Below are 24,925 nucleotides of genomic sequence, written 5' to 3' on the forward strand. Positions count from 1 at the left end.
ACTAGGGCAAGGGTCTAGACCAGACGATTGACCCATTCCCGAACTGATGCCGAATCGACCGGGGAGTCCCATCCGGACGGACGAACGGCGCTGCCGACGTGAAATCCGTTCACGCCCGCCGCCAGCAGTTCCGGCACGTGCCGGGCCTGCAGACCGCCGCCGACGAGCAGCGCGGGCGGAGCCTGGGCGACGAGCTCCTTCAGGTTCTCGATGCCGTCCTCGACGCCCTTCGCGCTGCCGGCGGCGAGCACGGTGTCGCACCCGAGGGTCTGCACGGTCGCCCAGGACCGGAAGACGTCGTTGGAGTTGTCGAGCGCGCGGTGGAAGGTCCAGGCGCACCCCTCCAGTTCGGCGGCGAGGTTGAGCGTGACGCCCTCGTCGATCTCACCGCCCGCGTCGAGGAAGCCGAGGACGAACTCGGTGGCGCCGGCCTCCCTGAGTTCGGCCGCCGCCCGGCGCAGCTGCTTCAGGTCGGCGGGCGCGAACCCCTTGGCGTCCCTGAGCATCACGCGGACGGGGATGTCGACGGACGCGAGGACCTCCTTGAAGGTGGCGACCGACGGCGTGAGGCCGTCCGAGGCCATGTCGGCGACCAGTTCGAGCCGGTCGGCGCCGCCCGCCTGTGCGGCCACGGCGTCCTGCGCGTCCAGTGCGATCACTTCGAGAATCGGCATGGTCTAGACCATAACGGTCTTCTTCATGTGCTTTCGCGAATCGGGAGCGCGCGGGCCGTCCGGTGCGTCGGAGGCTGTATCTGCTCGCCTGCATTCCGCTCTTTCCCGATGAGCGCTTTGTTCAGGCGTGGAGCACGCGTCAGCCGGTTCGAGGGGTGCCGGCCGGCGCGGGCTCCCACCACTGGCGGCCCGTGACTCGGAGGGGGATTCACGGGCCGCTGGCGTACCCGGAGGAAGATGAGGCCATCTTGGCGGCGATACTGCTCCAATCGAGTGAATTTGGTATCTACCGCCCAGTTAGCCCTTCATGAGTTGGCGGACGGCGCTGACAGGGCGGCCGATCGGAGGTGCTGCATGGACGAGCTGCACACGGCGGATGACCGTCCGCCGTGGGACGGGCTTGAAGGCACCGAACGACACGCGGTGTGCGTGACGGCGGCACGCGAGGGCAACCGGGACGCGCTGAACGTTCTGGTGGACGAGCTGACTCCGCTGCTGTGGCACGTGGCGCGCGGACAGGGCCTCGACCGAACCGCCGCGGAAGACGTCGTGCAGACCGTGTGGCTCGCGTTCTTGAAGAACATCGAGAACATCAACGAGCCAAAAGCCCTGGTCGGCTACCTGGTTGTCACCACGAGGCGTGAAGCGCGCCGAACTTGGACACCCAACAAGCGTGAGACGCACCTGTCCGACGAATACGCCGAACAGCTCGAGTCCGACACCGGCCTGCCCGAGGACGTGACGCTCCTGGACGACCGCGACCGCCGCTTGTGGCTCGCGTTCGGCCGCCTCACCACGAGGTGCCAGGAACTGCTGCGACTCACCGTGCTCGCGGGCCGCGCGGAGTACCGAGCAGTCGCCGAGGCACTGGCCATGCCCCACGGCAGCATCGGTCCGACCAGGGGACGGTGTCTGACTCTGCTGCGCAACTACCTGGAGACGGAAGGAGGATCGCGGTGACCGAGATCGACCCGCGCGACGACCGCAGGGGCCCCGAGGACACCGCAGTCCTCTCCGAACTGAACAGGCTCGTCGACGAACTGGACCCGCCACCCGCCGACCTGGTGGACCGCGTGAAGTTCGCGATCGCCCTGGAGTCCCTGGACGTCGAAGTCGCCCGGTGGGAACGCGCCGGCTCGTTCGCCGGTGTCCGGGGCGGGCAGACCGGCACGATCACCTTCACCGTGGACAACCTGACGTTGATGGTGAACTTCACCTCGACCGGGTCACGGCACCGGATCGACGGGTGGCTGGTGCCGGCCGGGGAGCACGAGGTCGAGGTGCGGGTGGCCGATCATCAGTCGTCCTGTACGCGGGCTGATGATGGCGGGCGGTTCGTTCTTCCCGATGTGCCGGCTGGGACTACTCAGATCCTGGTGCATTTGGTGAATTCTCGCGGGGAGCCTGGGCGGACTGTTGTCACGCCCACGATCATGCTTTGAGTTTTGGGGTTGTTTTCGGTTTTTCTGGGGTTCTGGGGTTGGTCACGGGCTGACTTTTGATTGTTGGTCGCCGTTCCAGCGGGGCGGTTGCCTGCCGCGCTTTCGGTCGCCTTGCGCAGGTGGCTGGGCAGGCCGTGCCGAGCCGGGTTGATTCCCGGCAGGTCTTGGTTCACACGCCATTGCCTTTGTTGTCGCGGGGGTCTCGCCACTCAGGAAACGTCCGACTCCTGCCAGTCCACACAGGTCGGACGTTCTCCGGTCTGACGGAACTCCTCCAGTGCTGCGAGGATTCGGGCGAGCGGCAATGCCGAATTCGGCGGAAACGGCGTCTTCGTGTCGGTGTCGACGTACAAGGTCGGCGAGTCCGACATCGACTGGTCGCCACGGGTGGCGTACACGCCGGTCGAGTCGTCCCCATCTGCCGGCGGTTCCCAGGACTGCGGGCTGAGGAACAGCAGTGCGCCCTGCAGCTCGGGAATCGCCACGGCGACTTTGATCAGGGTGTCCGGCTCTTCGTACGGACCGACCCTTGGACGCTCACGGGCGACGATCTGCGGCGGATGCGGTTGCTCGTGCGTCAGCAGGTATTCCAACAGCTCCTGCAATTCGGAGCTGGAGGTGACGGCCACGGGAACGTTCGCAGGCCTGGCGACGTCGTCGTCGCGGTAGTACCAGACATCAAGTGTGTAGCTCACCGGGTGCCTTTCCCCTGGAACGTGTGGGACCTTACCGGATCGTGCACCACCAGCGTTTGCCCTGGCAGGAGCAACAAAGGCAGCAGCTCGAAGCAGGACAGCGGCCCCTCGCAGAGCCGGTTGTTCACCACCACCTCGGCGCGCCGGACACCAGATGTGCGCATGCGCCACCCCACCTTGATCTCCACGTGCTGGGCCGCGGTCGGGAACGTCCGCGGGCGCACCCGGCCGATGGCGACCAGGTGCTGGGCGATGGCTCTGTCTTCGCCATTGGGCTCGGCTCCGCTCTGGACCAGATCGCCGTGCCCCTCCTCGTCGCGATGGAAGCCGCTGGTGACGTAGGTCGGGAGTTGTGCGCGCTGGCGCTCGATCCACGTTGTCGGCGGGAGGCTCGAAGGCGGCCCAGCCGATGCCGTGGGACCTGCCGCGTTCGACGAAGCCCGGTCGGCTTCAAGAGTCCTGCGGTAACTCTCGACGCGTTGTCGGACCGCTGTGACGGCCTGGGACAACTCCGCGGCTCTCGTGGCGACTTCCGACCACTGCTGCACCGCTTGGCCGAACTCGCCCTCGAGCTGGCCCGCTCCCCGCATGACAGCCGTCAACAGCTGCACGGCCTCGTCAGCGAGCTGCCCGGCCTGTTCCAGGGCCGCTGCCACCTCTTCGGACTTGGCGACCACCCGGTTCAGCTCGGCTGACACCTCTTCGAACGACGCCATGCGCACCCCTGACCACAGCATCGCATTCGCTCACCCGAAGCCCCGGCATGCCGAAAGGCCCGGCTCGCCGAAGCGAACCGGGCCTTTCAGAGGTGGTGCGGAGCGGACGGACTCAGAAGTCCATGCCGCCGGCGTCCGGCGCGGCGGGCGCGGCGTTCTTCTCCGGCTTGTCCGCGACGACGGCTTCCGTCGTCAGGAACAGGGCGGCGATGGACGCGGCGTTCTGCAGCGCGGAGCGCGTGACCTTGGCCGGGTCGATGATGCCGGCCTTGATCAGGTCCTTGTACTCGCCGGTCGCGGCGTCCAGGCCCTCGCCCGAGGGGAGGGACTTGACGCGCTCGACCACGACGCCGCCTTCGAGGCCGGCGTTGATGGCGATCTGCTTCAGCGGAGCCTCGACGGCGACCCTGACGATGTTGGCGCCAGTGGCCTCGTCGCCCGTGAGCTTCAGGCCCGCGAAGGCGACCTCGGCGGCCTGCAGCAGCGCGACGCCACCACCGGCGACGATGCCCTCTTCGACGGCGGCCTTGGCGTTGCGGACCGCGTCTTCGATGCGGTGCTTGCGCTCCTTGAGCTCGACCTCGGTGGCCGCGCCCGCCTTGATGACGGCGACGCCGCCGGCGAGCTTGGCGAGGCGCTCCTGGAGCTTCTCGCGGTCGTAGTCGGAGTCCGACTTCTCGATCTCGGCGCGGATCTGGTTGACGCGACCCTGGATCTGGTCGGCGTCACCGGCACCCTCGACGATGGTCGTCTCGTCCTTCGTGACGACGACCTTGCGGGCCTTGCCCAGCAGCGAGATGTCGGCGTTCTCCAGCTTCAGGCCGACGTCCTCGGTGATGACCTGGCCACCGGTGAGGGTGGCGATGTCCTGGAGGATGGCCTTGCGGCGGTCACCGAAGCCGGGCGCCTTGACGGCGACGGACTTGAAGGTGCCACGGATCTTGTTGACGACCAGGGTCGCCAGGGCCTCGCCCTCGACGTCCTCCGAGATGATCAGCAGCGGCTTGCCGCCCTGCATGACCTTCTCGAGGAGCGGGAGCAGGTCCTTGACCGTGGAGATCTTGGAGCCGAACAGCAGGATGTACGGGTCCTCGAGGGTCGCTTCCTGACGCTCGGGGTCGGTCACGAAGTAACCGGAGATGTAGCCCTTGTCGAAGCGCATGCCCTCGGTGAGCTCCAGCTCGAGCCCGAGGGTGTTGCTCTCCTCGACGGTGATGACGCCTTCCTTGCCGACCTTGTCCATCGCCTCGGCGATGAGCTCGCCGATCGTGGGGTCAGCGGCGGAGATGGACGCGGTAGCAGCGATCTGCTCCTTCGTCTCGATCTCCTTGGCGTTCTTCAGCAGCTGCTCGGCAATGGCCTCGACGGCCTGCTCGATGCCGCGCTTGAGGCCGAGCGGGTTCGCACCCGCGGCCACGTTGCGCAGGCCCTCGCGAACCAGCGCCTGGGCGAGCACCGTCGCGGTGGTGGTGCCGTCACCAGCGACGTCATCGGTCTTCTTCGCGACCTCCTTGACGAGCTCGGCCCCGATCTTCTCCCACGGGTCCTCGAGCTCGATCTCCTTCGCGATGGAGACACCATCGTTGGTGATGGTCGGCGCGCCCCACTTCTTCTCGAGCACGACGTTGCGGCCCTTGGGGCCGAGCGTCACCTTGACGGCGTCAGCGAGGATGTTCATCCCGCGCTCGAGACCGCGACGGGCTTCCTCGTCGAACGCAATCATCTTGGCCATTGCGGTGTGTTCCTCCGCCTATGTGGTTTCTGGGCCACTGCGAGCACACGCCCGCAGCGGAACACGATTCGCGTGGCCAGGCTCGGTGCCCGCGACGGACGACCCCGGAGGGCCTCACCAGTCCTAGCCTCACTACTTGGCACTCGACGTTGCCGAGTGCTAGTTCGTGTTTAGCACTCGGGCACGTCGAGTGCAAGCGAACCCGGAGGACTCCCAGGGGACTTTCAGCGTGATGTGCGCACCGGCACAGAGGTCGGCAGCGGCTTGTTCGAGGTCGTCTCGTCGCCGATGTTCAGCGACGGCGCCGAGCTCGTCTTGGGCTGCCTCGCGGGCTCGTCACCAGGCGAAAGGATGACGACCACGATGATGATCACCACGATCGCCACGGCGGCCGCGATCACCGGCGCGAACCACGCGGGACGTTCTTTCCTGCCGGACGACGTGAACGCGCTCACTCCCACCTGGTTCGGCGGGCGCAGCCGGACCGGGTCCTGCAACTGCTGCTGGTAGCCCTGGTACTGGCCCTGCTGCACCGGCATCGGCCCGGAGACCGGCGGTTGAGCGGGGAACGAGCCGGACTGCGGCCCGAGTTGAGCGGGAGCCGAGCCCTGCGCGACCCCGGCGAGAGCGACGCGGGCGGCGTTGACGAGCTCGGCGCAGTTCGCGTACCGCTGCGCCGGGTCCTTCGAGGTGCCCTTGCGGATCACGTCGTCGATCGCCGGCGGCAACGCCACGACCTGGGACAGCGCGGGCACGACGTTGCTGAGGTGGCCCGCGATGACCTCCTGCACGCCGCCCTGGAACGGCGGACGGCCGGAGAGGCAGGCGAAAAGCATGCACGCGAGCGCGTACTGGTCGGTGCGGCCGTCGACGGGCTCGCCGCGCAGGTGCTCCGGCGCCGCGTAGGTCGGCGAACCGAGGAAATCACCCGTTCGGGTGCGGTGGCCGGTGGCGCCGCGGCGGGTCAGGCCGAAGTCGGCGACGTAGACGTGCTCGCGCACGCCCTCCTTCTGGGTCACCAGCACGTTGGCCGGCTTCACGTCGAGGTGCACGAGGCCCTTGCCGTGCAGCATGTCGAGCGCTTCGGCCACCTGGGCGAGCAGCGACAACGTGCGCGCGGGGGTGAGCGGCCCCTCCTTGATGTGCCCGGACAGGTCCTGGCCGTCCACGAGCCGCATCGCGATGTAGAGCAGGCCGTCGACCTCGTCGAAGTCGTACAGCGGCACGATGTTCGCGTGGTCGATCGCGGAGGTGTTGCGCGCCTCGTCGACGAACCGCTCGCGGAACTCCGCGTCGGGCGCCAGGTGCTCACCGATGACCTTGAGCGCGACCTTCCGGCCCAGTCTCACGTCCGTGGCCCGGTACGTCACGCTCATGCCACCGCGACCCAGCACACCGTCGATCCGGTAATGGGCGATTCGCCGTCCGCTCAGGTCCTCCGACACGCAAGGCAGCCTAACGTCCGGCCGGATCGGCGTGCCGGGGGTTGGCCCAAGCTGTGATCAGGTCGGTTCTAACTGGCGCGGCGCACGTCCGAGGCCTGGCTGCGCCCGTCCCGGCCCGCCTGCACCTCGAACTCCACCCGGTCGCCTTCTGAGAGCGTCCGGAAGCCTTCCATCTGGATCGCCGAGTAGTGCACGAACACGTCGGGCCCGCCATCGGTCGCGATGAAGCCGTATCCCTTTTCGGAGTTGAACCACTTGACGGTACCGAGAGCCAAGACGTCCTCCTTCAGATCACGCATCACGCGCAAAGCGCAGAACGCAACGCTAAAAGAAGAAATCTCACGCGGATACCTCCTTACGGAGTCATGAACGAGGGCTGACTCCGTTGGCGCGCAACCAGGTGGTGAGCCGGCGGGGACCGCGCGCCTGGGTCAGCACGGCACCGGGACCGGCGAAGTCGAACACCAGGCCCTCACCTGTCTGAATGGATTGCACGCCATCCGGTGCCGATGGCCGAAGACGGCATTGCACGGTGTCCGCGAACGCCACGACGTGATCGCTGCTGATGGTCACCGCTTCTCCCGCTTCCAGCGTCACGAGGTCGAGCGCGCCGTAGCAGGCGAGCACCACCGCGCCCTGGCCGTGCGCGTAGTTCATGAAGCCCTCGGCGCCCCCGAAGATCGCCTGCATCGGCGGCGCCTCCGGGTTCATCGCGACCGTGCTGCTCGACGCGATCCAGCTGTGCCGGGCGAGGCACCAGCCGTGCGTCCCGTCGAGCTCGACCTGGTGCAGGTCCCCCGGCAGCACGGGCGCCGCGTCGATCCAGCCGCCCTCCGTGCCCGCGGTGCACAGCGCGACGGCCTTGGCGCCCGCGCCCTTCACCTCGACGGCGAGCCCGTAGCTGGTGGCCGCGATGGTCAGCGGGTCGGCCAGCACCGCCTCGCCGGGCGCGAGAACGAGCCTCGCCACGCCGAACGTCGGTGTGTGCCTGGTCCTGACCTGCACTAACAACACCTCCGGGAGGAAACGGGGCAGAGCGGTCGTCACGGCCACCGCGACGTTGGCAGTATGCAGTCGTGTCCCCCACCACTGTCGCCGAACACCGCAAGCGCGTCGCGGAGCTCGTCGGGTCGATGCCCGTGCTGCAGCTCCCGCTCGAGGAGTGCCTCGGGCTCGTGCTCGCCGCCGACGTCATCGCGCCGCTGGACCTGCCGCCGTTCGACAACTCCGCGATGGACGGGTACGCGGTGCGTGCCGCCGACCTCCGCCGAGACGAGACGGTCCGTCTCGTCGGAGCCGTAGACAGTCCCGCACGAGACGAGACGGTCCGTCTCGTGGTGGCCGACGACATCCCGGCGGGCCGCACGGAGCTGAACCCGCTGGAGCCCGGCACGGTGCAGCGGATCATGACCGGCGCCCCGCTGCCGCCCGGCGCGGACGCGGTGGTCCAGGTCGAGTGGACCGACGGCGGCACCGAGACCGTGACGATCAACCGGGCCGTGGAGCCCGGCCAGAACATCCGCACCGGCGGCGACGACGTGCGGAAGGGCGACGCGGTGCTGGCCGCGGGCACCGTGCTGCGCCCGTCCACGCTCGGCCTCGCCTCCGCCCTCGGCCTGCCCGAGCTGCCGGTGCGCCGCCGCCCGCGCGTGCTGGTCCTGTCGACGGGCTCCGAGCTGGTCGAACCGGGCCGGCCGCTGGAGCTCGGCCAGATCTACGAGTCGAACGGCATGATGCTCGCCTCCTCGGTGCGGGACGCGGGGTGCGTCGCGATCCAGCTGCGGTTCGTGCCGGACGACGTCGAGGCGTTCCACCAGGCGCTGAAGCCGTACCTGGGCTCGGTGGACGTGATCATGACGTCCGGCGGGGTCAGCGCGGGCGCGTACGAGGTGGTCAAGGACGCCCTCGCGGACCACGACATGCAGTTCATCAAGGTCGCGATGCAGCCGGGCGGGCCGCAGGGCTCCGGCCGGTACGAGGGCGTGCCGGTGCTGTCGCTGCCGGGCAACCCCGTGAGCGCGCAGGTGTCGTTCGAGGTGTTCGTGCGGCCGGCGCTGCTGGCGTCCATGGGTCACGAGCAGACCGAACGCCCTACCGCACAGGCCAGGATCACGACGGGTCTGACCTCTCCGGCGGGCAAGACGCAGTTCCGGCGCGGCCTGCACGACCCGTCGTCCGGCCAGGTCGTGACGCCCGTCGGCGGTCCGGGATCGCACCTGCTGTCGGCGCTCGCGCTGTCGAACTGCCTGATCGAGGTGCCGGAGGACGTGACCGAACTGGCTGCGGGAGCAGAGGTCACCGTGAGATACCTGCAGTAGCAGGCAGAACGATCTCTGGGGGAAGCAGGACATGAGAGCAGCGCTGGCGTTGGTGATGCTCGCCGGGTTCTTCGTGCTCGCGGCGGGCATCGTCACGGGGTTGGGTGTGCTCGCGGCCGTCCTCTTCGGCCGGGGACAGACCGAGGGCGGCTGGTGGCTCGTGGCGCTGGCGCTCCTGGTGGGCGCACCGATGCTGTACGCGGTCGTCGTGGCGGTCTGGGCGCGCCCGCGGGCGGAGGGAGTCCCGCTGACCCGCGCGACGCACCCGGAGCTGTGGCAGCACGTCGACGAGCTCGCGGTGATCGCGGGCACCCGCAGTCCGGACGAGCTCCGGCTCGTCGACAAGGCGAACGCGGCTGTGTGGGAACGCCGGGGCGCCCGGTACATGGAGCTCGGCCTGCCGTGGCTGGCCGGGATGACGATCGGCGAACTGAGGTCGGTGCTCGCGCACGAGCTCGGCCACTACGGCGGTGGACACACGCGGGTCTCCGCGCTCACCTCCCGCGCGCAGACCGCCCTCGGGCTGGTGTCGAGGACGGACACCGCCTTCGTCGGCGTCCTCTACGCGTGGGCGAAGCTGTACGCGCTGGCCGCGGCCTCGGAGAGCCGCAAGCACGAGCGCTTCGCCGACGAGGTGTCCGTGGCGGCGGCCGGCCGCGAGGCGTCGACGCGGTCGTTGCTGCGCGGCGGCCCGCTGGGCGTCGCCTGGGAGGACTACAAGCGCTGGTACGTGTCGCTGGCCGTGCTGGCAGGGCGCACGCCTCCGTTGCTGGAGGGCTTCCGCGCCTACCTCGACCACCCGCGACGCGTGCACCAGCTGCGCGAGATCGAACCGCTGCTGGCCGCGCAGGAACCGTCGTCGGTGTTCAACAGCCACCCGCCGATCCGGGAACGGGTGGCCACCATCGCGCGGCAGCACCCGCGGACCGGTGGCGTCGCCGAGGCGATGGACGAGCGCTCGTCGTGGCCGTTGCTCGGCGGCACGCCACCGGAGGAGGTCGCGGCGCTGGTCGGCGTGCAGGGGCCGCCGATCACCTGGGAGGAGCTCGCCCCGCTGGCCGGGCCGGTGCTGGTCCGCCGTCACGCCGACCTGCTGCGGCACGCGGGCAGGGTGAGCAAGGTCGGCGAGACGGTCGCCGACGTGCTCAGGGCGTTGGAGGGCGCGCAGCTGCACAAGCTGACCGGAGCACCGGTGGACGCGTCGCTGACCCAGGCCGAGGTGCACGAGGCCGCCGTCGACGCCGTGACGGAACTCTTCGGGTGCATGGTCGCTGACATGCTCGTATCCGCTAACCGCGCGACGCTGGAACTCAACTGGGGCGGACTGTTCGTGCTGCGGATGCCGGACGGAGCTGCGGTCTACCCGGAAGACCTGGTCGCACCGGCTGTGCGTGACGCTAACCAGGTGCCGAACGTCCGCTTCAGGCTGCGGGCCCTCGGCATCGACGGATTGTGACGGAACGCTCACCCAGCGACGTTGTTAACGCCATGTGACGGGGATTACACTGACCGCAGGTGCCGGTCGGGCCCGTGCGTTCGTCGGGGGATGCACGGGCCTACCGGCCACTTGTCTTTCCGGCAGTCCCGATGGGCGGTTTGGCGTGTTGCCGTAGCGTGATGCCGCCCGACAATCCACGGAAGCTACGGAACCCACAGACACGATGAGCAGCGAGAAGCCCGTCTCCCACTTCCTCGAACTCGCGCGCGGCATGGTGCCGCCGATGCACCCGGCTGGGCGCCCGTTCGTCGCCGGTGCGGCGATCGCGACCCTCCTCGTCCGGCTGCGCTTCAAGCGCCTGGGCGTCGTCCTCGCGCTGGTCACGGCGTGGGTGGCGTGGTTCTTCCGCGAGCCGAAGCGCGTGACGCCGACCCGTCCGAACCTCGCCGTGGCCCCGGCCGACGGCACCGTCTCGCACGTGGTCGACGCCGTCCCGCCCGCCGAGCTCGGCCTCGGCTCGCAGCCGATGACGCGCGTCAGCGTGTTCCTCTCGGTCTTCGACGTGCACGTGCAGCGCGTGCCCGCGGACGGCGAGGTCGTCCAGGTCTCGTACCACCCCGGCAAGTTCCTCTCGGCCGACCTCGACAAGGCCTCCGAGGAGAACGAGCGCAACACCGTGTGGCTGCGCACCGTCGACGGCCACGACCTCGTCGTCGTGCAGATCGCCGGCCTGGTCGCGCGCCGCATCGTGTGCGAGGTCGCCGAGGGCGAGAAGGTCACCGCCGGTCAGACCTACGGCCTGATCCGCTTCGGTTCGCGCGTCGACCTCTACGTCCCGCGCGGCAGCCGTGTCCTGGTCGAGGCCGGCCAGCGCACGATCGGCGGCGAGACCGTTCTCGCCGAACTCCCGGAGGCCTGATGGCGCCCAGCGGGCCCGGCGTTCGCCTGCTGCCGAACGCGATCACGGTCCTGGCCATGTGCTCGGGCCTGTCCGCAGTGCACTTCGCGAACGTCGGCATGTGGGGCGCGGCCATCGCCGCGATCGCGGCAGCGGCCGTGTTCGACGGCCTGGACGGCCGCATCGCCCGCATGCTGGACGCGACGTCGAAGATGGGCGCGGAGCTCGACTCGCTGGCCGATGCCATCTCGTTCGGCGTCGCACCCGCGCTCGCGATCTACCTCTGGAAGTTCGAGGGCAGCCGCGCCGGCTGGGTCATCGCGCTGATCTTCGCGGTCTGCATGGTGGTCCGCCTGGCCCGCTTCAACACGTTGCTGGAGAAGGAACAACCGCCGTTCGCGAAGGAGTTCTTCGTCGGCGTCCCCGCTCCGGCAGGCGGCCTGTTGCTGTTGCTCCCGCTCATCATCGAGGAGCAGGTGCGCGTCGACGGCTGGTGGAACGAGCCGATCGCCGTCGGCGTCTGGACCGTCGTGGTCGCGATGCTGCTGGTGTCCCGCATCCCGACGCTCTCCGTGAAGACCGTGAAGGTGCCGCCGCGCGCGGTGGCACCGCTGCTGGTCCTCATCGGACTGCTGGCCGCCGCGATCATCACGTACCCGTTGGTGGCACTGATCATCGCGATGGTCGTGTACCTGGCACACCTGCCGTACTCGGTGCGCCGGTACGTGTGGCTGTCCAAGCACCCCGAGGCGTGGACCGTCACGGGCGCCGACCGCCGCGCCATCAAGCGCGCCCACGGTGTCGCCGCACGCCGCCTCGGCCTGCGTCAGCCGTTGCACGGTCGCGTCGCCGGCGCGGCCATGCGCGCCGTACGCCGCCCACGGCGTGACGCTTCCACCGCTGCGGCGGCGGAAGGTGCGGTGCCCAGTGCCAACGGACGCCGCCGTTCGTGGCGGCAGCTGGGACTCAGGCGCCAGCCGAAGCGCTGATGGTCAGCACTTCCAACCGGGGGCCGGACACGTCGAACGTGTCCGGCCCCCGGTCTTTGCCCTCACCGCCAACGAACTCCGCATTCGCACGAGGTCAACTAGAGTCGGCGTCGTGATCACGCTGACGGCTCGCCTGTCCCCGTCCGCACTGGACACCCGGCGCGGCGTAGTCCGCCTCCACCCGGAGGTGCTCGACGCCCTGGGCCTGCGCGCCTGGGACGCGGTGAAGCTGACCGGCTCCCGCGTGAGCGCCGCCCTGGCCGCAGCCGGTGAACAACCGCCCGGCGTCGTCCTGGTCGACGACGTCACGCTCACCAACCTGGGCGTGGTCGAGGGCTCCGAGATCGTCGTGGCCCCGGTCCAGGTGACGGCCGCGCGCTCGATCACCGTCGCAGGCTCCCGCCTCGCCACCACGGCACTGACGCCAGAGCACGTGCGCATGGCGTTGACCGGCAAGGTCCTCACCGTCGGCGACAACGTCTCGCTGCTCCCCCAGGACCTGGCCCCGCCGCCCGGTGCCAACGTCTCCGAGACGCGCCGCAGGCTGTCCAACGCCATCGGCATGACGTGGACCAACGAACTCATCACCATCACCTCGACCGACCCGGCGGGCCCGGTGGCGGTGCAGCCGTCGAGCGTCGTGGGCTGGCGCTCAGCCCAGGCCCCCGCCGCCGAAGTCACCCCCGTCGTGGTGCAGGAGAAGCACGACGCACTCCCGGTCGCCGACCTGGTGGGCCAGCGCGACCAGGCCCGCCGCCTGACCGAGTGGCTGGAACTGATGTTCCGCCAGCCCGACCTCCTCACGAAGCTGGGCGCCTCCGCGAGACTGGCCGCAATGGTCAGCGGCCCGGAAGGCGTGGGCAAGGCGACGCTGGTCCGCGCGGTAGCAAGGTCCGTAGACGCCACAGTGGTGGAGTTGGCGGCCCCCAGCATCGCCGTCCTGGAACCAGGCGCGATGGCAAAACAGCTGGGCGACGCGATCGCAGGCGTCCCACAAAAGCCCACGGTCCTGCTGATCACCGACATCGACGCCCTGCTGCCGACCACCCCACCACCGGTGGCCACAGTCGTCCTGGACATCCTCCGCACGGCGATCTCCCGCCCGAACCTGGCCCTGGTGGTCACCTCGGCAAGGGCAGAGTCAGCAGACGCCCGCCTACGCGCCCCGGACCTCGTAGACCGCGAACTGACACTGCCCCTCCCGGACACAGCGGGCAGAACAGAACTGCTGCGGGTCCTGCTCCGCGACGTCCCCCTGGAGTCCGATGTGGACTTCGGCGAGGTGGCGGCCCGCACCCCGGGCTTCGTAGCGGCAGACCTCTGCGCCCTGCGCCGAGAAGCGGCAGTACGAGCAGCACTGCGCCAACGCGAGGTAGCAGAACCCCGAGTGGGCCAAGAAGACCTGCTGGGCGCCCTGAACACGGTCCGCCCGATCTCCATGTCCGCCTCCGACACCGTGCAAACCGGCGGCCTCACGCTGGACGACGTGGGCGACATGAAGGAGGTCAAGCAGGCCCTCACCGAGGCAGCCCTCTGGCCCCTGCGCTACCCGGACTCCTTCGCCCGCCTGGGAGTAGAACCCCCACGAGGCGTCCTGCTCTACGGCCCACCGGGATGCGGCAAGACGTTCCTGGTCCGAGCCCTGGCAGGCTCGGGCCAGCTGAACGTCCTGACGGTCAAGGGCGCAGAACTGATGGACAAGTTCGTAGGCGAGTCAGAACGAGCGGTACGAGAACTCTTCCGCAGAGCAGCAGACGCAGCCCCGGCCCTGATCTTCCTGGACGAGGTGGACGCCCTGGCCCCACGCCGAGGCCAATCATCAGACTCAGGAGTAGCAGACCGAGTAGTAGCCGCACTCCTGACAGAACTGGACGGCGTAGAACCCCTCCGCGACGTGGTGGTCATCGCAGCAACGAACCGCCCAGAGCTGATCGACCCAGCCCTACTACGCCCAGGCCGCCTGGAACGCCTCGTCTACGTGCCACCACCAGACGCAGAGGCCCGCACAGAAATCCTCAAGGCCTCGTCCCGCAACACACCACTGTCCAACGACGTGGACCTGGCCACCCTGGCAGGCGAACTGGACATGTACTCAGCAGCAGACTGCGCAGCCCTAGTACGAGAAGCAGCACTAACGGCAATGCGCGAATCACTGGACGCAGCAGAAGTAACACAAACCCACCTGGCAAAAGCACGAACGGTAGTGCGCCCATCCCTGGACCCAGCACAACTGGTGTCACTAGCCGCATACGCAGCAAACCGCAGCAAATAAGCCAGCCTGATCGCACGCGAAGCCGAAGGCGAGCCGTCCTTACCGCACGGGCTGGGCGGTGGGTCCCGTCACGAGTCGCGCCATAGCTCTTGCTGCATGCAGGTAGGGGTGTCAAGCGGACACGCTTTTCGTCAGCTTGACACCCCTACCTGCATGTGGCCCGCTCTTGGTGCGACTCGTGACGGGACCCACCGCCAACGCAACCCTCTAAGCAACCGGCGGCCGCCCAACGCAACAGGCGTGCCATCTACCCGCCCGTGGCGTGGACCCCCCGATCAGATTGCCGGGGGTCTGGGGGCAGAGCCCCCAGGGGAAGCACGCAACCGCAAGCCCGCCAACGCAACAGGGGAACGCATCCCAACCGACGCGCCCTACTTGTTCTTGGAAACACCCTGATAGTCATTGGTGACGATCAAAATGATCCCAGGCGCAGAAGACTGGATCCCGTCGAACCGAGGCTCAACCCGAGCCCTCAAAACCGAGGCCAGCTCCTTCGCAGAAGCCTCCTCCTCAGTCCCAGGTCGGAAGTAAACGGTAGTAGTGGGGATAGTCCCACCGGAGTAGTTCCCAGTCCCCTCGACCGCCCACCCATTGGCCCGAACCTCATCCGAGGCCTTGGACGCCAACCCGGTGATGGTCGAGTTGTTGTAAATCCGAACCGGAGCCTTGGCAGTCCCAGGCTGGGTAACAGGCGGAGGCGGCACAACAGCGGACGAAGCAGGCGCGGTGGGCGCGGTAGGCGAAGCCACCGTAGTAGTCGCAGCAGACGACGGCGGAGTAGAAGCAGGCGGCTGCCCAGAAGAGGCCTGCTCAGAAGTAGTAGCCGCAGGAGGCGCTGTAGAAGACCCCTCAGCAACAGGGGGCGTGTCAGAACCCCCTCCGCTGAAGAGGCTGACAACGCCGATCACCAACGCGACGGCGGCAACGCCGAGCAGGGCGAAACCGGCGGCCTTGGCCGGACGGGACGGGCTTGCGGACTCGGGGGAGGTCATCAGTCCTCGGTGCTCCTGGCGCGGGCGCGAACCCTTTGGCGGCCTGTCCGGACACCGCGCAGCCGTTTGACGAGCATCGGATCGGCAGCCAGGGCGGCTTCGGATTCAACGAGCGCGTTGAGCAGCTGGTAGTAGCGGGTCGCGGACATGTCGAACAGTTCCCTGATGGCCTGTTCCTTGGATCCCGAGTACTTCCACCACTGACGCTCGAACGCGAGCATCGTGCGTTCGCGGCTGGTCAGCCCGTCAGCGGAGGTGAGCGTCTCGGCGTGATCCATCTGGCTCCCCACGGTCGCCACACCATCTCAGGTGCGGGCAATTCAATCACGTGATCGTTCCAACCTACCGCGCGACACCGACAGTTTTGGACCGCATAAAGTTCAGCCATGGCCGTCCACCGCATCCGCATCGCCGGCGACCCCGTGCTCCACAACCCGACGCGCGAGGTCACCGAGTTCGACACCGAGCTGAAGACCCTCGCCGCCGACATGTTCGAGACGATGGCAGCAGCGCGCGGAGTGGGGCTCGCGGCCAACCAGATCGGCGTCGACCTGCGGATCTTCGTCTACGACTGCCCGGACGACGAGGGTGTCCAGCACCGCGGTGCGATCGTGAACCCGACGCTCGAGACCTCCGAGGTCCCGGAGACCATGCCGGACCCGGACGACGACTTCGAGGGCTGCCTGAGCGTGCCCGGCGAGGCGTACCCGACCGGACGCGCCCACTGGGCGAAGGTGACCGGCCAGGACCTCGACGGGCAGCCGTTCGAGGTCGAGGGCACCGGCTTCTTCGCGCGCTGCCTGCAGCACGAGACCGACCACCTCAACGGCTACCTCTACACCGACCGCCTGATCGGCCGGTACAAGAAGGAAGCCAAGCGGATGCTGCGCGACAACGAGTGGAACCAGCCGGGTCTCTCCTGGGACCCGACCGATCCCGCGAACTTCGACGAGGACGACGAGGACTAGGACTGCGGCCGGAGCACCGACTCCACCTGCCCCAACTCCTCCACCGTCAGAGCACCGAACTCCAGCGCCGCGGCGTTCTCCTCGACCTGAGCCACCGTCCGGACCCCCGGAATGGGCACCAGCCGGGGAGAACGCGCCCAGAACCACGCCAGCGCCCCCTGCACCAACGTCCGCCCACCCGACGTCAGCACGTCCCGAACGGCCTCACGAGCCGCGAAGTACTCGGGTGACGGCCGCCCGTCGACGAAGAACCGCAGCCAGGACGGGTTCGTGACGCGCACGTCGTCCGCGGGCAACTCCGAGAACGTCTCCCGCGCGAGCAGTCCCATCGCCAACGGCCTCCGGCACAGCACCGCGAAGTCGCCCGCGTACATCGCGGGGTTGTCGAACAGCAGGTTGATGTCGGCCTGCGCCGCGATCCCGTGCTCGCCCTCGCAGAAGAACCGCGCCCGCTCGACGTCGTCGGTGCTCCACCCGTAGGCGCGGATCTTGCCGGCCGCGACCAGCGCCTCGCACTCGTCGCGCAGCAGCGCCGCCTCCTCCAGCCCGAGGTCGCCCACGTGCAGCTGGTAGAGGTCGATCCGGTCGGTGCCCAGCCGCCGCAACGACCCCTCGACGGCGCGGCGCAGGTACTCGACCGACCCCTCGTTCCCGGTCATCCGCTTCGAGGAGGCATCGAACCCGCACCCCCACTTCGTGGCGATCAACACCTGGTCACGCATGTCCGCAAGCGCTTGCCCCACCACGGTCTCCGCGTGCCCGCAGCCGTAGACGTCCGCGGTGTCGAACAGCGTCACGCCCAGTTCCACCGCCCGCCGCAGTGCCTTGACCGACTCGCCGTCGTCCGCCGGTCCCCAGCCGACCGGCAGGCCGTCCGGGCCCGAGAACGGCCCACCCATGGCCCACGTGCCGAAACCCAACTTCCCCAGTTCCAAGGTCATGGGGACACCGAACATCCTGGAGTGCACTCCAGGTCAACCCGCCGCTTCCAACAAAAAGAAATTGCAGCGACCAGCGACCATCGAGGCATGCCCATCGAAAACATCGTCGCCTTCGTAGCGGCCTCGTTCCTCATCGCGCTGTCGCCCGGACCTGGCACGGCCATGGTCCTGCGACAGTCGGTGCACGGGCGAAAAGCCGCGCTGGCGACGGTGTTCGGCATGGAGGTCGGCGTCGCCTGCTGGGCCGTCGCCGCCGCCCTGGGCCTGAGCGTGCTGCTCACGGCGTCCGAGATCGCCTTCCACGCGCTGCGGATCGCGGGTGCGGCCTTCCTGATCTACCTGGGCGTCAAGGCCCTGATCAGCAGGAGCCTGCCCGACGCCGCGCCGCCGCCCGCCAGCCACGCGTTCCGCAGCGGCCTGGTCGTGAACCTGGCCAACCCGAAGCTCGGCGTGTTCGCGATCTCGTTCCTACCGCAGTTCGTGCCTGCCGGGGAGGCCGGCCAGGGGGTTCTGCTCTTCCTCGCCGCCGGATGGGTGCTGATCGACACCGTCTGGTACCTGGTCATCGTCTCGGTCCTGCACACGATCAGGGGCTGGCTCGGCCGGCCGCGCGTCCGTCCCGCGCTCGAGAAGCTGTCGGGCTGCGTGCTGCTGGCGCTCGGAGTCCGGCTGGTACTCGACCCGCGTTGAGATCGGGTTGCCGCGGCGCCAGAAGAGCTCCGGCAGCCCGGCCAGCTCGTCGAAGGTGTGGCAGCCGGCCATCGACGCGTAGCCGCCGGCCAGCACGTGCGCACGGATCCGGTCGAGACGGCCGAACTCGATCACCTCACCGGCGATCAGGAACGGCAGCACCAGCTGCCAGGCCTGCACGACGGCCGGACGACGCCGGTGAGGTGCGCGCAGGGCCGCGCGGGCCACGCGAAGCAAGTGCTCGTTCGCGCTCATCGTGTACGGGTGCGCCGCGTGGTCCCAGCTCCACCGGCGCTCCTCGGTGACCGCGCACCGCACGCACTCGACCGGCCCGGTGCCCAGTTCGGCTCCGCAGCGTGAGCACGCCAGCAGCGTCATCGCCCAGTCGACGCACGTCCACGGGTACTGGCCGACGTCCGCGGAGGTGACCAGTTCGGCCAGCTCCCGGTCCGCCAGCTGGGACGACGTTCTCAGCGCCTCCCAGTCCGCGAGCCAGAACTGGTCGAGCAGTTCCGCGCAGAAGCCGCAGTCGGGGTAACCCCGACCTGCGAGTTCCCCGCAGGAAGGGCATGCCGAGACCACGGCGGGGCGCTGACCGCGACGCGCGCCGGGCGGGAACGGCTGGTGATCAGCCACGAGGAAGAGATTAGGGGCAAACGACGCCCTTGGCAGCTACGGCGCGCTCTGACTATGGTCGGTTCTCGACAACTCAACACAACGCGGGAGCTCGCGCCTGAGCGGGCTGAGAGGGTGACTGGCCGTAGTGCCGGTGTCACCGACCGCCTGAACCTGACCGGGTAATGCCGGCGTAGGGAGGAATGTCGTGACGGCACTTGACGACCGTTCGGTCAAGCCCAGTGTGACCACAGGCCCGATCTCGGGGTCTCGCAAGGTGTACCGCGATGGTGTGCCTTTCCGCAGGGTGGAACTGACCAACGGCGAACATGTCGATCTGTACGACACTTCCGGTCCGTATACCGACGACAACGCGACCATCGACGTCCACAGTGGACTCCCTGACCTGAGGTCGGGGTGGATCGCCGCACGGGAACCGATCAACGGAGCTGTCAGCCAGCTCGCGTACGCGAAGGCCGGGATCATCACCCCGGAGATGCGCTACATCGCGGTGCGCGAGAACCTCGACGCGGAGTTCGTGCGCGAGGAGGTGGCCATCGGGCGTGCGGTCATTCCGTTGAACCGCAAGCACCCCGAGGCCGAGCCGATGATCATCGGCAAGAAGTTCCTCGTCAAGATCAACGCCAACATCGGCAACTCCGCGGTGTCGTCGTCGATCGAGGACGAGGTCGACAAGATGGTGTGGGCGGCCCGCTGGGGTGCCGACACGATCATGGACCTGTCCACCGGCAAGCGGATCCACGAGACGCGCGAGTGGATCCTGCGCAACTCTCCCGTGCCGATCGGCACCGTGCCGATCTACCAGGCGCTGGAGAAGGTGAACGGCGATCCGGCGGCGCTGTCGTGGGAGGTCTACCGCGACACCGTGATCGAGCAGGCCGAGCAGGGCGTCGACTACATGACGGTCCACGCGGGCGTGCTGCTGCGGTACGTGCCGCTGACGGCCAAGCGCGTCACCGGCATCGTCTCGCGCGGTGGAGCGATCATGGCCGCGTGGTGCCTCGCGCACCACAAGGAGAGCTTCCTCTACACGCACTTCGAGGAGCTCTGCGACATCCTGCGCACCTACGACGTGACGTTCTCGCTGGGTGACGGGCTGCGGCCGGGTTCCATCGCGGACGCCAACGACGAGGCGCAGTTCGCCGAGCTCAGGACCTTGGGCGAGCTCACGCACATCGCGCGCGCCAAGGACGTCCAGGTCATGATCGAGGGCCCCGGCCACGTGCCGATGCACAAGATCGCCGAGAACGTCCGGCTCGAGGAGGAGTGGTGCGGCGAGGCGCCGTTCTACACCCTCGGGCCGCTGGCCACGGACATCGCACCGGCGTACGACCACATCACGTCCGCGATCGGCGCGGCGCAGATCGGCTGGCTGGGCACCGCGATGCTCTGCTACGTCACGCCGAAGGAGCACCTGGGCCTGCCGAACCGCGACGACGTGAAGACCGGCGTGATCACGTACAAGATCGCGGCGCACAGCGCGGACCTCGCCAAGGGCCACCCCGGCGTCCAGGACTGGGACGACGCGCTGTCGAAGGCGCGTTTCGAGTTCCGCTGGGAGGACCAGTTCAACCTGTCGCTCGACCCGGACACCGCGCGCTCGTTCCACGACGAGACGCTCCCCGCGGAGCCGGCGAAGACGGCGCACTTCTGCTCGATGTGCGGGCCGAAGTTCTGCTCCATGAAGATCACGCAGGACGTGCGGCGCTACGCCGAGGAACGCGGACTGTCCACTGTGGATGCCATCGAGGCGGGCATGGCGGAGAAGTCCGGCGAGTTCGCCGACACGGGCAACAAGGTCTACCTCCCGGTCGTGGAGACTTCGTGACCGAGCCACCACCCAGGGTCCTCACCATCGCCGGAAGCGATTCCGGCGGTGGTGCGGGCATCCAGGCCGACCTCCGCACGCTCTTCGCGTGCGGGGTGCACGGCTGCGTCGCGCTGACGGCCGTGACGGTCCAGAACTCGCTGGGCGTCACGGGAGTCTCCGAGATCCCGGCGGACACGGTCGCGGCGCAGATCATCTCGGTCGCCGAGGACATCGGCGTGCAGGCCGCGAAGACCGGCATGCTCGCGTCGGCGGCGATCATCGAGGCCATCACACCGGCCCTGGACCGCGTCGGCATCGGTTCGGGCAAGACCCCGTTCGTCGTAGACCCGGTCTCGGCGTCCATGCACGGCAACCAACTCCTCGCCGACAACGCCCTGGACGCGTTGCGCGGCCTGCTGTTCCCGCGCGCGACGCTGGTGACGCCGAACCTCGACGAGGTGCGGCTGATCACCGGCATCGAGGTGAAGGACCGCGTGGACCAGCGCGTGGCGGCGGAGGCGTTGCACGCGCTGGGCCCGGAGTGGGTGCTCGTGAAGGGCGGCCACATGTGGGACGACCCGGAGTGCCTCGACCTGCTCTACGACGGCCGTGAGTTCATCGAACTGCCCGGCCCGCGCTACGACACCCAGAACACGCACGGCAGCGGCGACACCTTGGCGTCGTCGATCAGCTCGGCGCTCGCTCGTGGTGCTTCGGTGCCGGAGGCAGTGCGGTTCGGCAAGGACTTCATCGTGAAGTCCGTGGAGGCCGCCTACCCCCTGGGCGCCGGCGTCGGCCCGGTGTCGCCGTTCTGGAGCCTCGACAGGTAGCGGGGGTACATCGCCCTCAGGTCGGTCGTCTCCGGATCGAGCAGCCAGACCGTCAGCGCGCCTTCGAGGAACGCGATCAGCTCGGTCGCGGCCGCTTCGCCCAGTCCCGCGGCGAAGCGGCCGCGGAGCAGGCGGTTCCTGGTGCGGAACCGGTGCGTGATCTCGTCGTCGAGGATCGCCTCGAGCAGATCTCCTTGGACCCGCAGTGGTAAATGGCGCGCACACCAGGGTGAAGGCAGCGAAGGGCACGCCGTCCGAACGCGACTTCGACGGCGAGATCATGACGATGGAGCCGTACGTGCAACCAGGCGTTGCTGCGTCGCCTAGTGCTCCAGCCGTAGATCGCGATCTTGTTCGTTGCTTCTTCCCGCGGCTGCCCGAGTCCGCCGGCGGAGGGAGTCTTTGATCTCGCTGAGCCTGGCCGCTGCGGCAGGGGTCCACTCCGCTTGTCGCCGGCTGGCACGCAGGGCGTCGTCGATCTCGTCGAGTTTGGCTGCGGACACCACGCCTGCCCGCTCCACCAGGTCTTCCCGGCGCAAGGTGGTCAGCCAGGTACACGAGACAGAGCCCGGCCACGGAAACCCGAACCGCAGCACGCCGTCGAAGGGCAGTCCTTCATGGGCGCCGACCGCGACTTCGATTCCAAGACCGGAGATGTCGGTATCCGCCGGGGCGACGACCTGCATCGCCCGGAAGCTGGATGGATCTTCGCCGGACAACAGCACGACAGGCCGTCGCTCGTCGAACTCGGCCCACCAGACCTCGCCTCGCCGCATCCGTCCTCCAGCAGCCACCCAGCCATGAAGATCACGATCTACTGCTGAAGCACTGGCCGGGTACGCACCTCGTCGTGCCCGGCTCGGGCGGCCCGCGGGAGCACGACCTACTTCGGCTCCTCGCCCACCAGCGTCTCCAGTGCGTCGAGAGCGCCCACGAGGGCCGAGATGTGCTCCGGCGTGAGCTGTTCGATCCGCCGCTGCAGCTCGCGCACCCGCGCGGACCGCACGCCGGACACCATCGTCTCGCCCTCGGGCGTGGGTGTGGCGAGCCAGGCGCGGCCGTCCTGCGGGTCGGGTTCGCGCTTCACGTACCCGGCTTCGACCAGCGCGGCGACGATGCGCGACAACGTCGGGGGTGCCACGCCTTCCTTGTTCGCCAGGTCTCCCAGGCGCATGGGGCCACAGCGCGCGAGGGTGGCCAGCGCGGAGACCGCGCCGGGGCCGAGTCCGGGGGAACCGGTGCGTCGCAGCAACCGGGCCAGCCGGCCGATCGCCAGGTACAGGCGCGCGGTCGCGTCCTCGACCTCGGCGTCAATGGGGGCCGTCACGGCTAGTCGTCCTCCTCGGCGGATTTCAGGTAGTGCTCAATCATCCCCCAACACGTGAGTACCCAAGGTAGCGACTCAGAGACCCGGCGAAGACGCTTGGGCCCAAAAGCGCTGCGGAATTCGTCCGGCCAAGCGCGCCAGCCGTCCGCCCTCGACCGCACAACGCATGGCGGCGCCCATCCGTTCCGGATCCTGGGCCCTGGTGACCGCGGTCGCCAGCAACACCGCTGAGCAGCCGAGTTCCATCGCCAGGGCCGCGTCCGAGGCCGTGCCGATGCCCGCGTCCAGAACTACTGGAACAGAAGCACGGGAAGTGATCAGCTCGATGTTGTGCGGGTTGCGGATGCCGAGACCCGTGCCGATCGGAGAGCCCAGCGGCATGACGGTCGCGCACCCGATGTCCTGGAGCTTCAACGCCAGCACCGGATCGTCGTTTGTGTAGGGCAGGACGACGAAGCCGTCGTTCACCAGCCGCTCGGCCGCCTCGAGCAGCTCGACCGGGTCCGGCAGCAGGGTCTCCTCGTCGTGCACGACCTCGAGCTTGACCCAGTTCGTCTCCAGCGCCTCGCGCGCCAGCTGGGCGGTCAGCACGGCCTCGGCGGACGTGCGGCAGCCGGCCGTGTTCGGCAGGACCTCGATTCCAAGGCGCCGCAACAACTCCAGCACACCGGTCTGACCTGCGGCGTCGACGCGGCGCATCGCCACGGTGGTCAGCTCGGTGCCGGACGCGACCAGGGCCCGTTCCAGCACCGAGAGGTTCGCGGCACCGCCGGTGCCGGTGATGAGCCTGGACCGGAACTCCCGGCCCGCGATGATCAGCGGATCGTCCACGTCAGCCTCCCTGGACCGCGGTCAGCACCTCGACGACGCCGCCGTCCGGCACGATCGTCCTGTCCCACAACGCCCTCGGCACCACGGCACCGTCGAGCGCCACGGCCACGCCCTTCTCGGGTGCTCCCACCAGCGTCACGACCGCGGCCACCGACGTGCCGTCGGCCAAGTCACGGGAGGTCCCGTTCACCTGTGCCTTCACGAACTTCCTCCCTGGAGCAGGCCGACGACGACCTGAGCGGTGTGCGGGGCCAGCAGCAGGCCGTTGCGGTGGTGGCCCGTCGCAGCAATGACGCCCGGCTCCAGCCATCGCACCACCGGCACGTTGTCCGGGCTGCCCGCGCGGAACCCGACGGCGGCCTCGGTCAGGGCGTACTCGGCGATGCCCGGCAGCACGGTTTCCGCGTCCCGCAACAGGTCCCGCACGCCCGCGACGGACACGTCGGTGTCGAACCCGGCCTCGTACTGGGTCGCGCCGACGACCAGGCCGTCGTCGCGCGGCACCAGGTAGACCGGACGGCCGGAGACCAGCGCTCGGATCGTGTGGCGAGGGGGCGGCAAGGCGCCGGGCCGGTGCGCGAGTCTCAGGATCTCGCCCTTGACCGGCCGGATCACGTCCTTCAGGACGGGGTGCAGCCGGCCGCTCCACGCCCCGGCCGCGATCACCGTGATCTTTCCCTCCACTGAGGACACGACTCCGGCGTCCCGGCAAGCCTTCCACAGTGCGGAGAGCAGCACCCTGTTGTCGACGGCGAGATCCCCGGCCGCGTACACGCCACCGCGCACCGCCGGGCCCAGGGAAGGTTCGAGCGCCCGGATCTCCCGTGAGGTCAGCAACTCCCCCGCGTGCCGCAGGTCGGCGAGGTCACCCGGCTGCGTCCCGACCGCCAGCGTCCCGGCGTCGAACAGCGGGACGCCGATCGAGGCGGCGAACTCCGGCCACATCGCCAGGGCCTCGACACCCTGCGCCACCACGGCTTCCTCGCCCGGCCAGGCCTCCGTCAACGGCGCGAGCATGCCGCCCGCGACCCGCGAACCCGCGTGCGGCGAGCCCTCGTCGAACACGGAGACCGAGAACCCGGCCCGTGCCGCGGCCAAGGCCACGGACAGCCCGATGACACCGCCACCCCGGACGGCCACTTCCACACTGCTCAAGGCATTCACGCTCCCTGCGCCGGCATGACCCGGATCAGGTTCGACGGTCGGAGCGAACCACGCTCCCTCTCAGCCCGGTGTTCTCCAGGCTCCCGTGCGGACCGACTTCAACATAACGGTTAACGT

Annotated in this window: 27 protein-coding genes and 2 riboswitches; of the genes, 12 read left to right on the forward strand and 15 right to left on the reverse strand. The window is 68.9% G+C overall.

Annotation, left to right across the window (positions count from 1 at the left end):
• Positions 1 to 14: 14 nt before the first annotated feature.
• On the reverse strand, positions 15 to 674 hold the full coding sequence (locus DFR72_RS16460; RefSeq protein ID WP_090065321.1) for a copper homeostasis protein CutC: 660 nt from the start codon (positions 672 to 674) through the stop codon (positions 15 to 17).
• A gap of 354 nt (positions 675 to 1,028) precedes the next feature.
• On the opposite strand from DFR72_RS16460, the gene DFR72_RS16465 reads away from it, so the two are divergent.
• Both DFR72_RS16465 and DFR72_RS16470 read left to right on the forward strand, forming a co-directional pair.
• On the forward strand, positions 1,029 to 1,634 hold the full coding sequence (locus tag DFR72_RS16465; RefSeq protein ID WP_090065320.1) for an RNA polymerase sigma factor: 606 nt from the start codon (positions 1,029 to 1,031) through the stop codon (positions 1,632 to 1,634).
• A 5-nt stretch (positions 1,635 to 1,639) separates the two neighbouring features.
• Positions 1,640 to 2,116: a carboxypeptidase regulatory-like domain-containing protein gene (locus tag DFR72_RS16470; RefSeq protein ID WP_169746023.1), complete on the forward strand. Its 477-nt coding sequence runs from the start codon at positions 1,640 to 1,642 to the stop codon at positions 2,114 to 2,116.
• 209 nt (positions 2,117 to 2,325) lie between these two features.
• On the opposite strand, the gene DFR72_RS45560 is transcribed toward DFR72_RS16470, so the two are convergent.
• From DFR72_RS45560 to DFR72_RS16500, 6 genes are all read right to left on the reverse strand, one after another.
• Positions 2,326 to 2,745 carry an Imm1 family immunity protein gene (locus tag DFR72_RS45560; RefSeq protein ID WP_170176282.1) on the reverse strand — a complete coding sequence of 140 codons (420 nt, stop codon included), beginning with the start codon at positions 2,743 to 2,745 and terminating at the stop codon, positions 2,326 to 2,328.
• Between the two features lie 62 nt (positions 2,746 to 2,807).
• Positions 2,808 to 3,527 carry a DddA-like double-stranded DNA deaminase toxin gene (locus tag DFR72_RS16480; protein ID WP_245983058.1) on the reverse strand — a complete coding sequence of 240 codons (720 nt, stop codon included), beginning with the start codon at positions 3,525 to 3,527 and terminating at the stop codon, positions 2,808 to 2,810.
• Positions 3,528 to 3,639: 112 nt separating this feature from the next.
• Positions 3,640 to 5,259 carry a chaperonin GroEL gene (groL, locus tag DFR72_RS16485; RefSeq protein WP_090065317.1) on the reverse strand — a complete coding sequence of 540 codons (1,620 nt, stop codon included), beginning with the start codon at positions 5,257 to 5,259 and terminating at the stop codon, positions 3,640 to 3,642.
• Between the two features lie 224 nt (positions 5,260 to 5,483).
• Positions 5,484 to 6,704, reverse strand: a complete 1,221-nt coding sequence (locus DFR72_RS16490; RefSeq protein ID WP_090065316.1) for a serine/threonine-protein kinase — start codon at positions 6,702 to 6,704, stop codon at positions 5,484 to 5,486.
• Positions 6,705 to 6,772: 68 nt separating this feature from the next.
• Positions 6,773 to 6,979 carry a cold-shock protein gene (locus DFR72_RS16495; RefSeq protein WP_090014840.1) on the reverse strand — a complete coding sequence of 69 codons (207 nt, stop codon included), beginning with the start codon at positions 6,977 to 6,979 and terminating at the stop codon, positions 6,773 to 6,775.
• A gap of 88 nt (positions 6,980 to 7,067) precedes the next feature.
• Positions 7,068 to 7,709 carry an AIM24 family protein gene (locus DFR72_RS16500; RefSeq protein WP_090065315.1) on the reverse strand — a complete coding sequence of 214 codons (642 nt, stop codon included), beginning with the start codon at positions 7,707 to 7,709 and terminating at the stop codon, positions 7,068 to 7,070.
• A 71-nt stretch (positions 7,710 to 7,780) separates the two neighbouring features.
• On the opposite strand from DFR72_RS16500, the gene moeA reads away from it, so the two are divergent.
• The 5 genes from moeA to DFR72_RS16525 all read left to right on the forward strand — a co-directional run bounded on the left by moeA (position 7,781) and on the right by DFR72_RS16525 (position 14,619).
• Positions 7,781 to 9,022, forward strand: coding sequence for a molybdopterin molybdotransferase MoeA (gene moeA / locus DFR72_RS16505; protein ID WP_170176284.1), 1,242 nt, complete (start codon positions 7,781 to 7,783; stop codon positions 9,020 to 9,022).
• A gap of 31 nt (positions 9,023 to 9,053) precedes the next feature.
• Positions 9,054 to 10,478, forward strand: a complete 1,425-nt coding sequence (locus DFR72_RS16510) for a M48 family metallopeptidase (RefSeq protein WP_090065314.1) — start codon at positions 9,054 to 9,056, stop codon at positions 10,476 to 10,478.
• A 205-nt stretch (positions 10,479 to 10,683) separates the two neighbouring features.
• Positions 10,684 to 11,379 (forward strand): phosphatidylserine decarboxylase, encoded by a 696-nt coding sequence (locus tag DFR72_RS16515; RefSeq protein ID WP_089908648.1) that lies wholly within the window; start codon positions 10,684 to 10,686, stop codon positions 11,377 to 11,379.
• Positions 11,379 to 12,347, forward strand: a complete 969-nt coding sequence (gene pssA / locus DFR72_RS16520) for a CDP-diacylglycerol--serine O-phosphatidyltransferase (RefSeq protein WP_090065313.1) — start codon at positions 11,379 to 11,381, stop codon at positions 12,345 to 12,347. The genes DFR72_RS16515 and pssA overlap by 1 nt, the downstream gene beginning before the upstream one ends.
• A gap of 112 nt (positions 12,348 to 12,459) precedes the next feature.
• Entirely contained in the window at positions 12,460 to 14,619 is a 2,160-nt protein-coding gene (locus DFR72_RS16525; protein WP_090065312.1) for an AAA family ATPase, read from the forward strand.
• 371 nt (positions 14,620 to 14,990) lie between these two features.
• Here DFR72_RS16525 and DFR72_RS16530 read toward each other — a convergent pair whose 3' ends face one another.
• On the reverse strand, positions 14,991 to 15,611 hold the full coding sequence (locus tag DFR72_RS16530; RefSeq protein WP_090065311.1) for a LytR C-terminal domain-containing protein: 621 nt from the start codon (positions 15,609 to 15,611) through the stop codon (positions 14,991 to 14,993).
• Positions 15,611 to 15,889 (reverse strand): DUF3263 domain-containing protein, encoded by a 279-nt coding sequence (locus DFR72_RS16535; protein ID WP_089910320.1) that lies wholly within the window; start codon positions 15,887 to 15,889, stop codon positions 15,611 to 15,613. The genes DFR72_RS16530 and DFR72_RS16535 overlap by 1 nt, the downstream gene beginning before the upstream one ends.
• 108 nt (positions 15,890 to 15,997) lie before the next feature.
• On the opposite strand from DFR72_RS16535, the gene DFR72_RS16540 reads away from it, so the two are divergent.
• On the forward strand, positions 15,998 to 16,579 hold the full coding sequence (locus DFR72_RS16540; RefSeq protein WP_090065310.1) for a peptide deformylase: 582 nt from the start codon (positions 15,998 to 16,000) through the stop codon (positions 16,577 to 16,579).
• Here the strand turns inward: DFR72_RS16540 and DFR72_RS16545 are convergent.
• Positions 16,576 to 17,520, reverse strand: a complete 945-nt coding sequence (locus tag DFR72_RS16545) for an aldo/keto reductase (protein WP_211335438.1) — start codon at positions 17,518 to 17,520, stop codon at positions 16,576 to 16,578. The two genes, DFR72_RS16540 and DFR72_RS16545, sit on opposite strands and share 4 nt — an antisense overlap.
• An 87-nt stretch (positions 17,521 to 17,607) precedes the next feature.
• Between DFR72_RS16545 and DFR72_RS16550 the strand changes: the two genes are divergently transcribed.
• From DFR72_RS16550 to thiD, 4 genes are all read left to right on the forward strand, one after another.
• Positions 17,608 to 18,210 carry a LysE family translocator gene (locus DFR72_RS16550; protein WP_090065308.1) on the forward strand — a complete coding sequence of 201 codons (603 nt, stop codon included), beginning with the start codon at positions 17,608 to 17,610 and terminating at the stop codon, positions 18,208 to 18,210.
• Between the two features lie 301 nt (positions 18,211 to 18,511).
• Positions 18,512 to 18,748 carry a hypothetical protein gene (locus DFR72_RS16555; protein WP_147290331.1) on the forward strand — a complete coding sequence of 79 codons (237 nt, stop codon included), beginning with the start codon at positions 18,512 to 18,514 and terminating at the stop codon, positions 18,746 to 18,748.
• A 171-nt stretch (positions 18,749 to 18,919) separates the two neighbouring features.
• Positions 18,920 to 19,044: riboswitch (TPP riboswitch) on the forward strand.
• Entirely contained in the window at positions 19,034 to 20,674 is a 1,641-nt protein-coding gene (thiC, locus tag DFR72_RS16560; RefSeq protein ID WP_090065306.1) for a phosphomethylpyrimidine synthase ThiC, read from the forward strand. Its footprint overlaps the riboswitch before it by 11 nt.
• The gene (gene thiD, locus DFR72_RS16565; RefSeq protein WP_090065305.1) at positions 20,671 to 21,486 is read left to right on the forward strand and encodes a bifunctional hydroxymethylpyrimidine kinase/phosphomethylpyrimidine kinase; all 816 of its coding nucleotides are present in this window, start codon (positions 20,671 to 20,673) and stop codon (positions 21,484 to 21,486) included. Before thiC ends, thiD begins: the two co-directional genes overlap by 4 nt.
• 323 nt (positions 21,487 to 21,809) lie before the next feature.
• On the opposite strand, the gene DFR72_RS16570 is transcribed toward thiD, so the two are convergent.
• The 5 genes from DFR72_RS16570 to DFR72_RS16590 form a co-directional block, all read right to left on the reverse strand.
• The gene (locus DFR72_RS16570; RefSeq protein WP_114773691.1) at positions 21,810 to 22,262 is read right to left on the reverse strand and encodes a type II toxin-antitoxin system PemK/MazF family toxin; all 453 of its coding nucleotides are present in this window, start codon (positions 22,260 to 22,262) and stop codon (positions 21,810 to 21,812) included.
• Between the two features lie 107 nt (positions 22,263 to 22,369).
• On the reverse strand, positions 22,370 to 22,813 hold the full coding sequence (locus DFR72_RS16575) for a MarR family winged helix-turn-helix transcriptional regulator (RefSeq protein WP_229693556.1): 444 nt from the start codon (positions 22,811 to 22,813) through the stop codon (positions 22,370 to 22,372).
• A gap of 75 nt (positions 22,814 to 22,888) precedes the next feature.
• Positions 22,889 to 23,644, reverse strand: coding sequence for a thiazole synthase (gene thiG, locus DFR72_RS16580; RefSeq protein ID WP_090065304.1), 756 nt, complete (start codon positions 23,642 to 23,644; stop codon positions 22,889 to 22,891).
• Position 23,645: 1 nt separating this feature from the next.
• The gene (gene thiS, locus DFR72_RS16585; RefSeq protein ID WP_170176285.1) at positions 23,646 to 23,846 is read right to left on the reverse strand and encodes a sulfur carrier protein ThiS; all 201 of its coding nucleotides are present in this window, start codon (positions 23,844 to 23,846) and stop codon (positions 23,646 to 23,648) included.
• Positions 23,843 to 24,790, reverse strand: coding sequence for an FAD-dependent oxidoreductase (locus tag DFR72_RS16590; RefSeq protein ID WP_342768652.1), 948 nt, complete (start codon positions 24,788 to 24,790; stop codon positions 23,843 to 23,845). The genes thiS and DFR72_RS16590 overlap by 4 nt, the downstream gene beginning before the upstream one ends.
• Before the next feature lie 3 nt (positions 24,791 to 24,793).
• A riboswitch (TPP riboswitch) is annotated at positions 24,794 to 24,905 on the reverse strand.
• Between the last annotated feature and the right edge of the window lie 20 nt (positions 24,906 to 24,925).

The sequence above is a fragment of the Lentzea flaviverrucosa genome, assembly GCF_003350445.1.
Taxonomy (GTDB): Bacteria; Actinomycetota; Actinomycetes; order Mycobacteriales; family Pseudonocardiaceae; genus Lentzea; species Lentzea californiensis.

What these genes read in the sequence shown, in the direction of transcription:
- DFR72_RS16530 (WP_090065311.1), bottom strand. Translation starts at nt 15,611, where the DNA reads ATGACCTCCCCCGAGTCCGCAAGCCCGTCCCGTCCGGCCAAGGCCGCC.
- DFR72_RS16480 (WP_245983058.1), bottom strand. Translation starts at nt 3,527, where the DNA reads ATGGCGTCGTTCGAAGAGGTGTCAGCCGAGCTGAACCGGGTGGTCGCC.
- groL (WP_090065317.1), bottom strand. Translation starts at nt 5,259, where the DNA reads ATGGCCAAGATGATTGCGTTCGACGAGGAAGCCCGTCGCGGTCTCGAG.
- DFR72_RS16510 (WP_090065314.1), top strand. Translation starts at nt 9,054, where the DNA reads ATGAGAGCAGCGCTGGCGTTGGTGATGCTCGCCGGGTTCTTCGTGCTC.
- DFR72_RS16535 (WP_089910320.1), bottom strand. Translation starts at nt 15,889, where the DNA reads ATGGATCACGCCGAGACGCTCACCTCCGCTGACGGGCTGACCAGCCGC.
- DFR72_RS16465 (WP_090065320.1), top strand. Translation starts at nt 1,029, where the DNA reads ATGGACGAGCTGCACACGGCGGATGACCGTCCGCCGTGGGACGGGCTT.
- pssA (WP_090065313.1), top strand. Translation starts at nt 11,379, where the DNA reads ATGGCGCCCAGCGGGCCCGGCGTTCGCCTGCTGCCGAACGCGATCACG.
- DFR72_RS16545 (WP_211335438.1), bottom strand. Translation starts at nt 17,520, where the DNA reads ATGACCTTGGAACTGGGGAAGTTGGGTTTCGGCACGTGGGCCATGGGT.
- DFR72_RS16570 (WP_114773691.1), bottom strand. Translation starts at nt 22,262, where the DNA reads ATGCGGCGAGGCGAGGTCTGGTGGGCCGAGTTCGACGAGCGACGGCCT.
- DFR72_RS16515 (WP_089908648.1), top strand. Translation starts at nt 10,684, where the DNA reads ATGAGCAGCGAGAAGCCCGTCTCCCACTTCCTCGAACTCGCGCGCGGC.
- DFR72_RS16460 (WP_090065321.1), bottom strand. Translation starts at nt 674, where the DNA reads ATGCCGATTCTCGAAGTGATCGCACTGGACGCGCAGGACGCCGTGGCC.
- DFR72_RS16540 (WP_090065310.1), top strand. Translation starts at nt 15,998, where the DNA reads ATGGCCGTCCACCGCATCCGCATCGCCGGCGACCCCGTGCTCCACAAC.
- DFR72_RS16550 (WP_090065308.1), top strand. Translation starts at nt 17,608, where the DNA reads ATGCCCATCGAAAACATCGTCGCCTTCGTAGCGGCCTCGTTCCTCATC.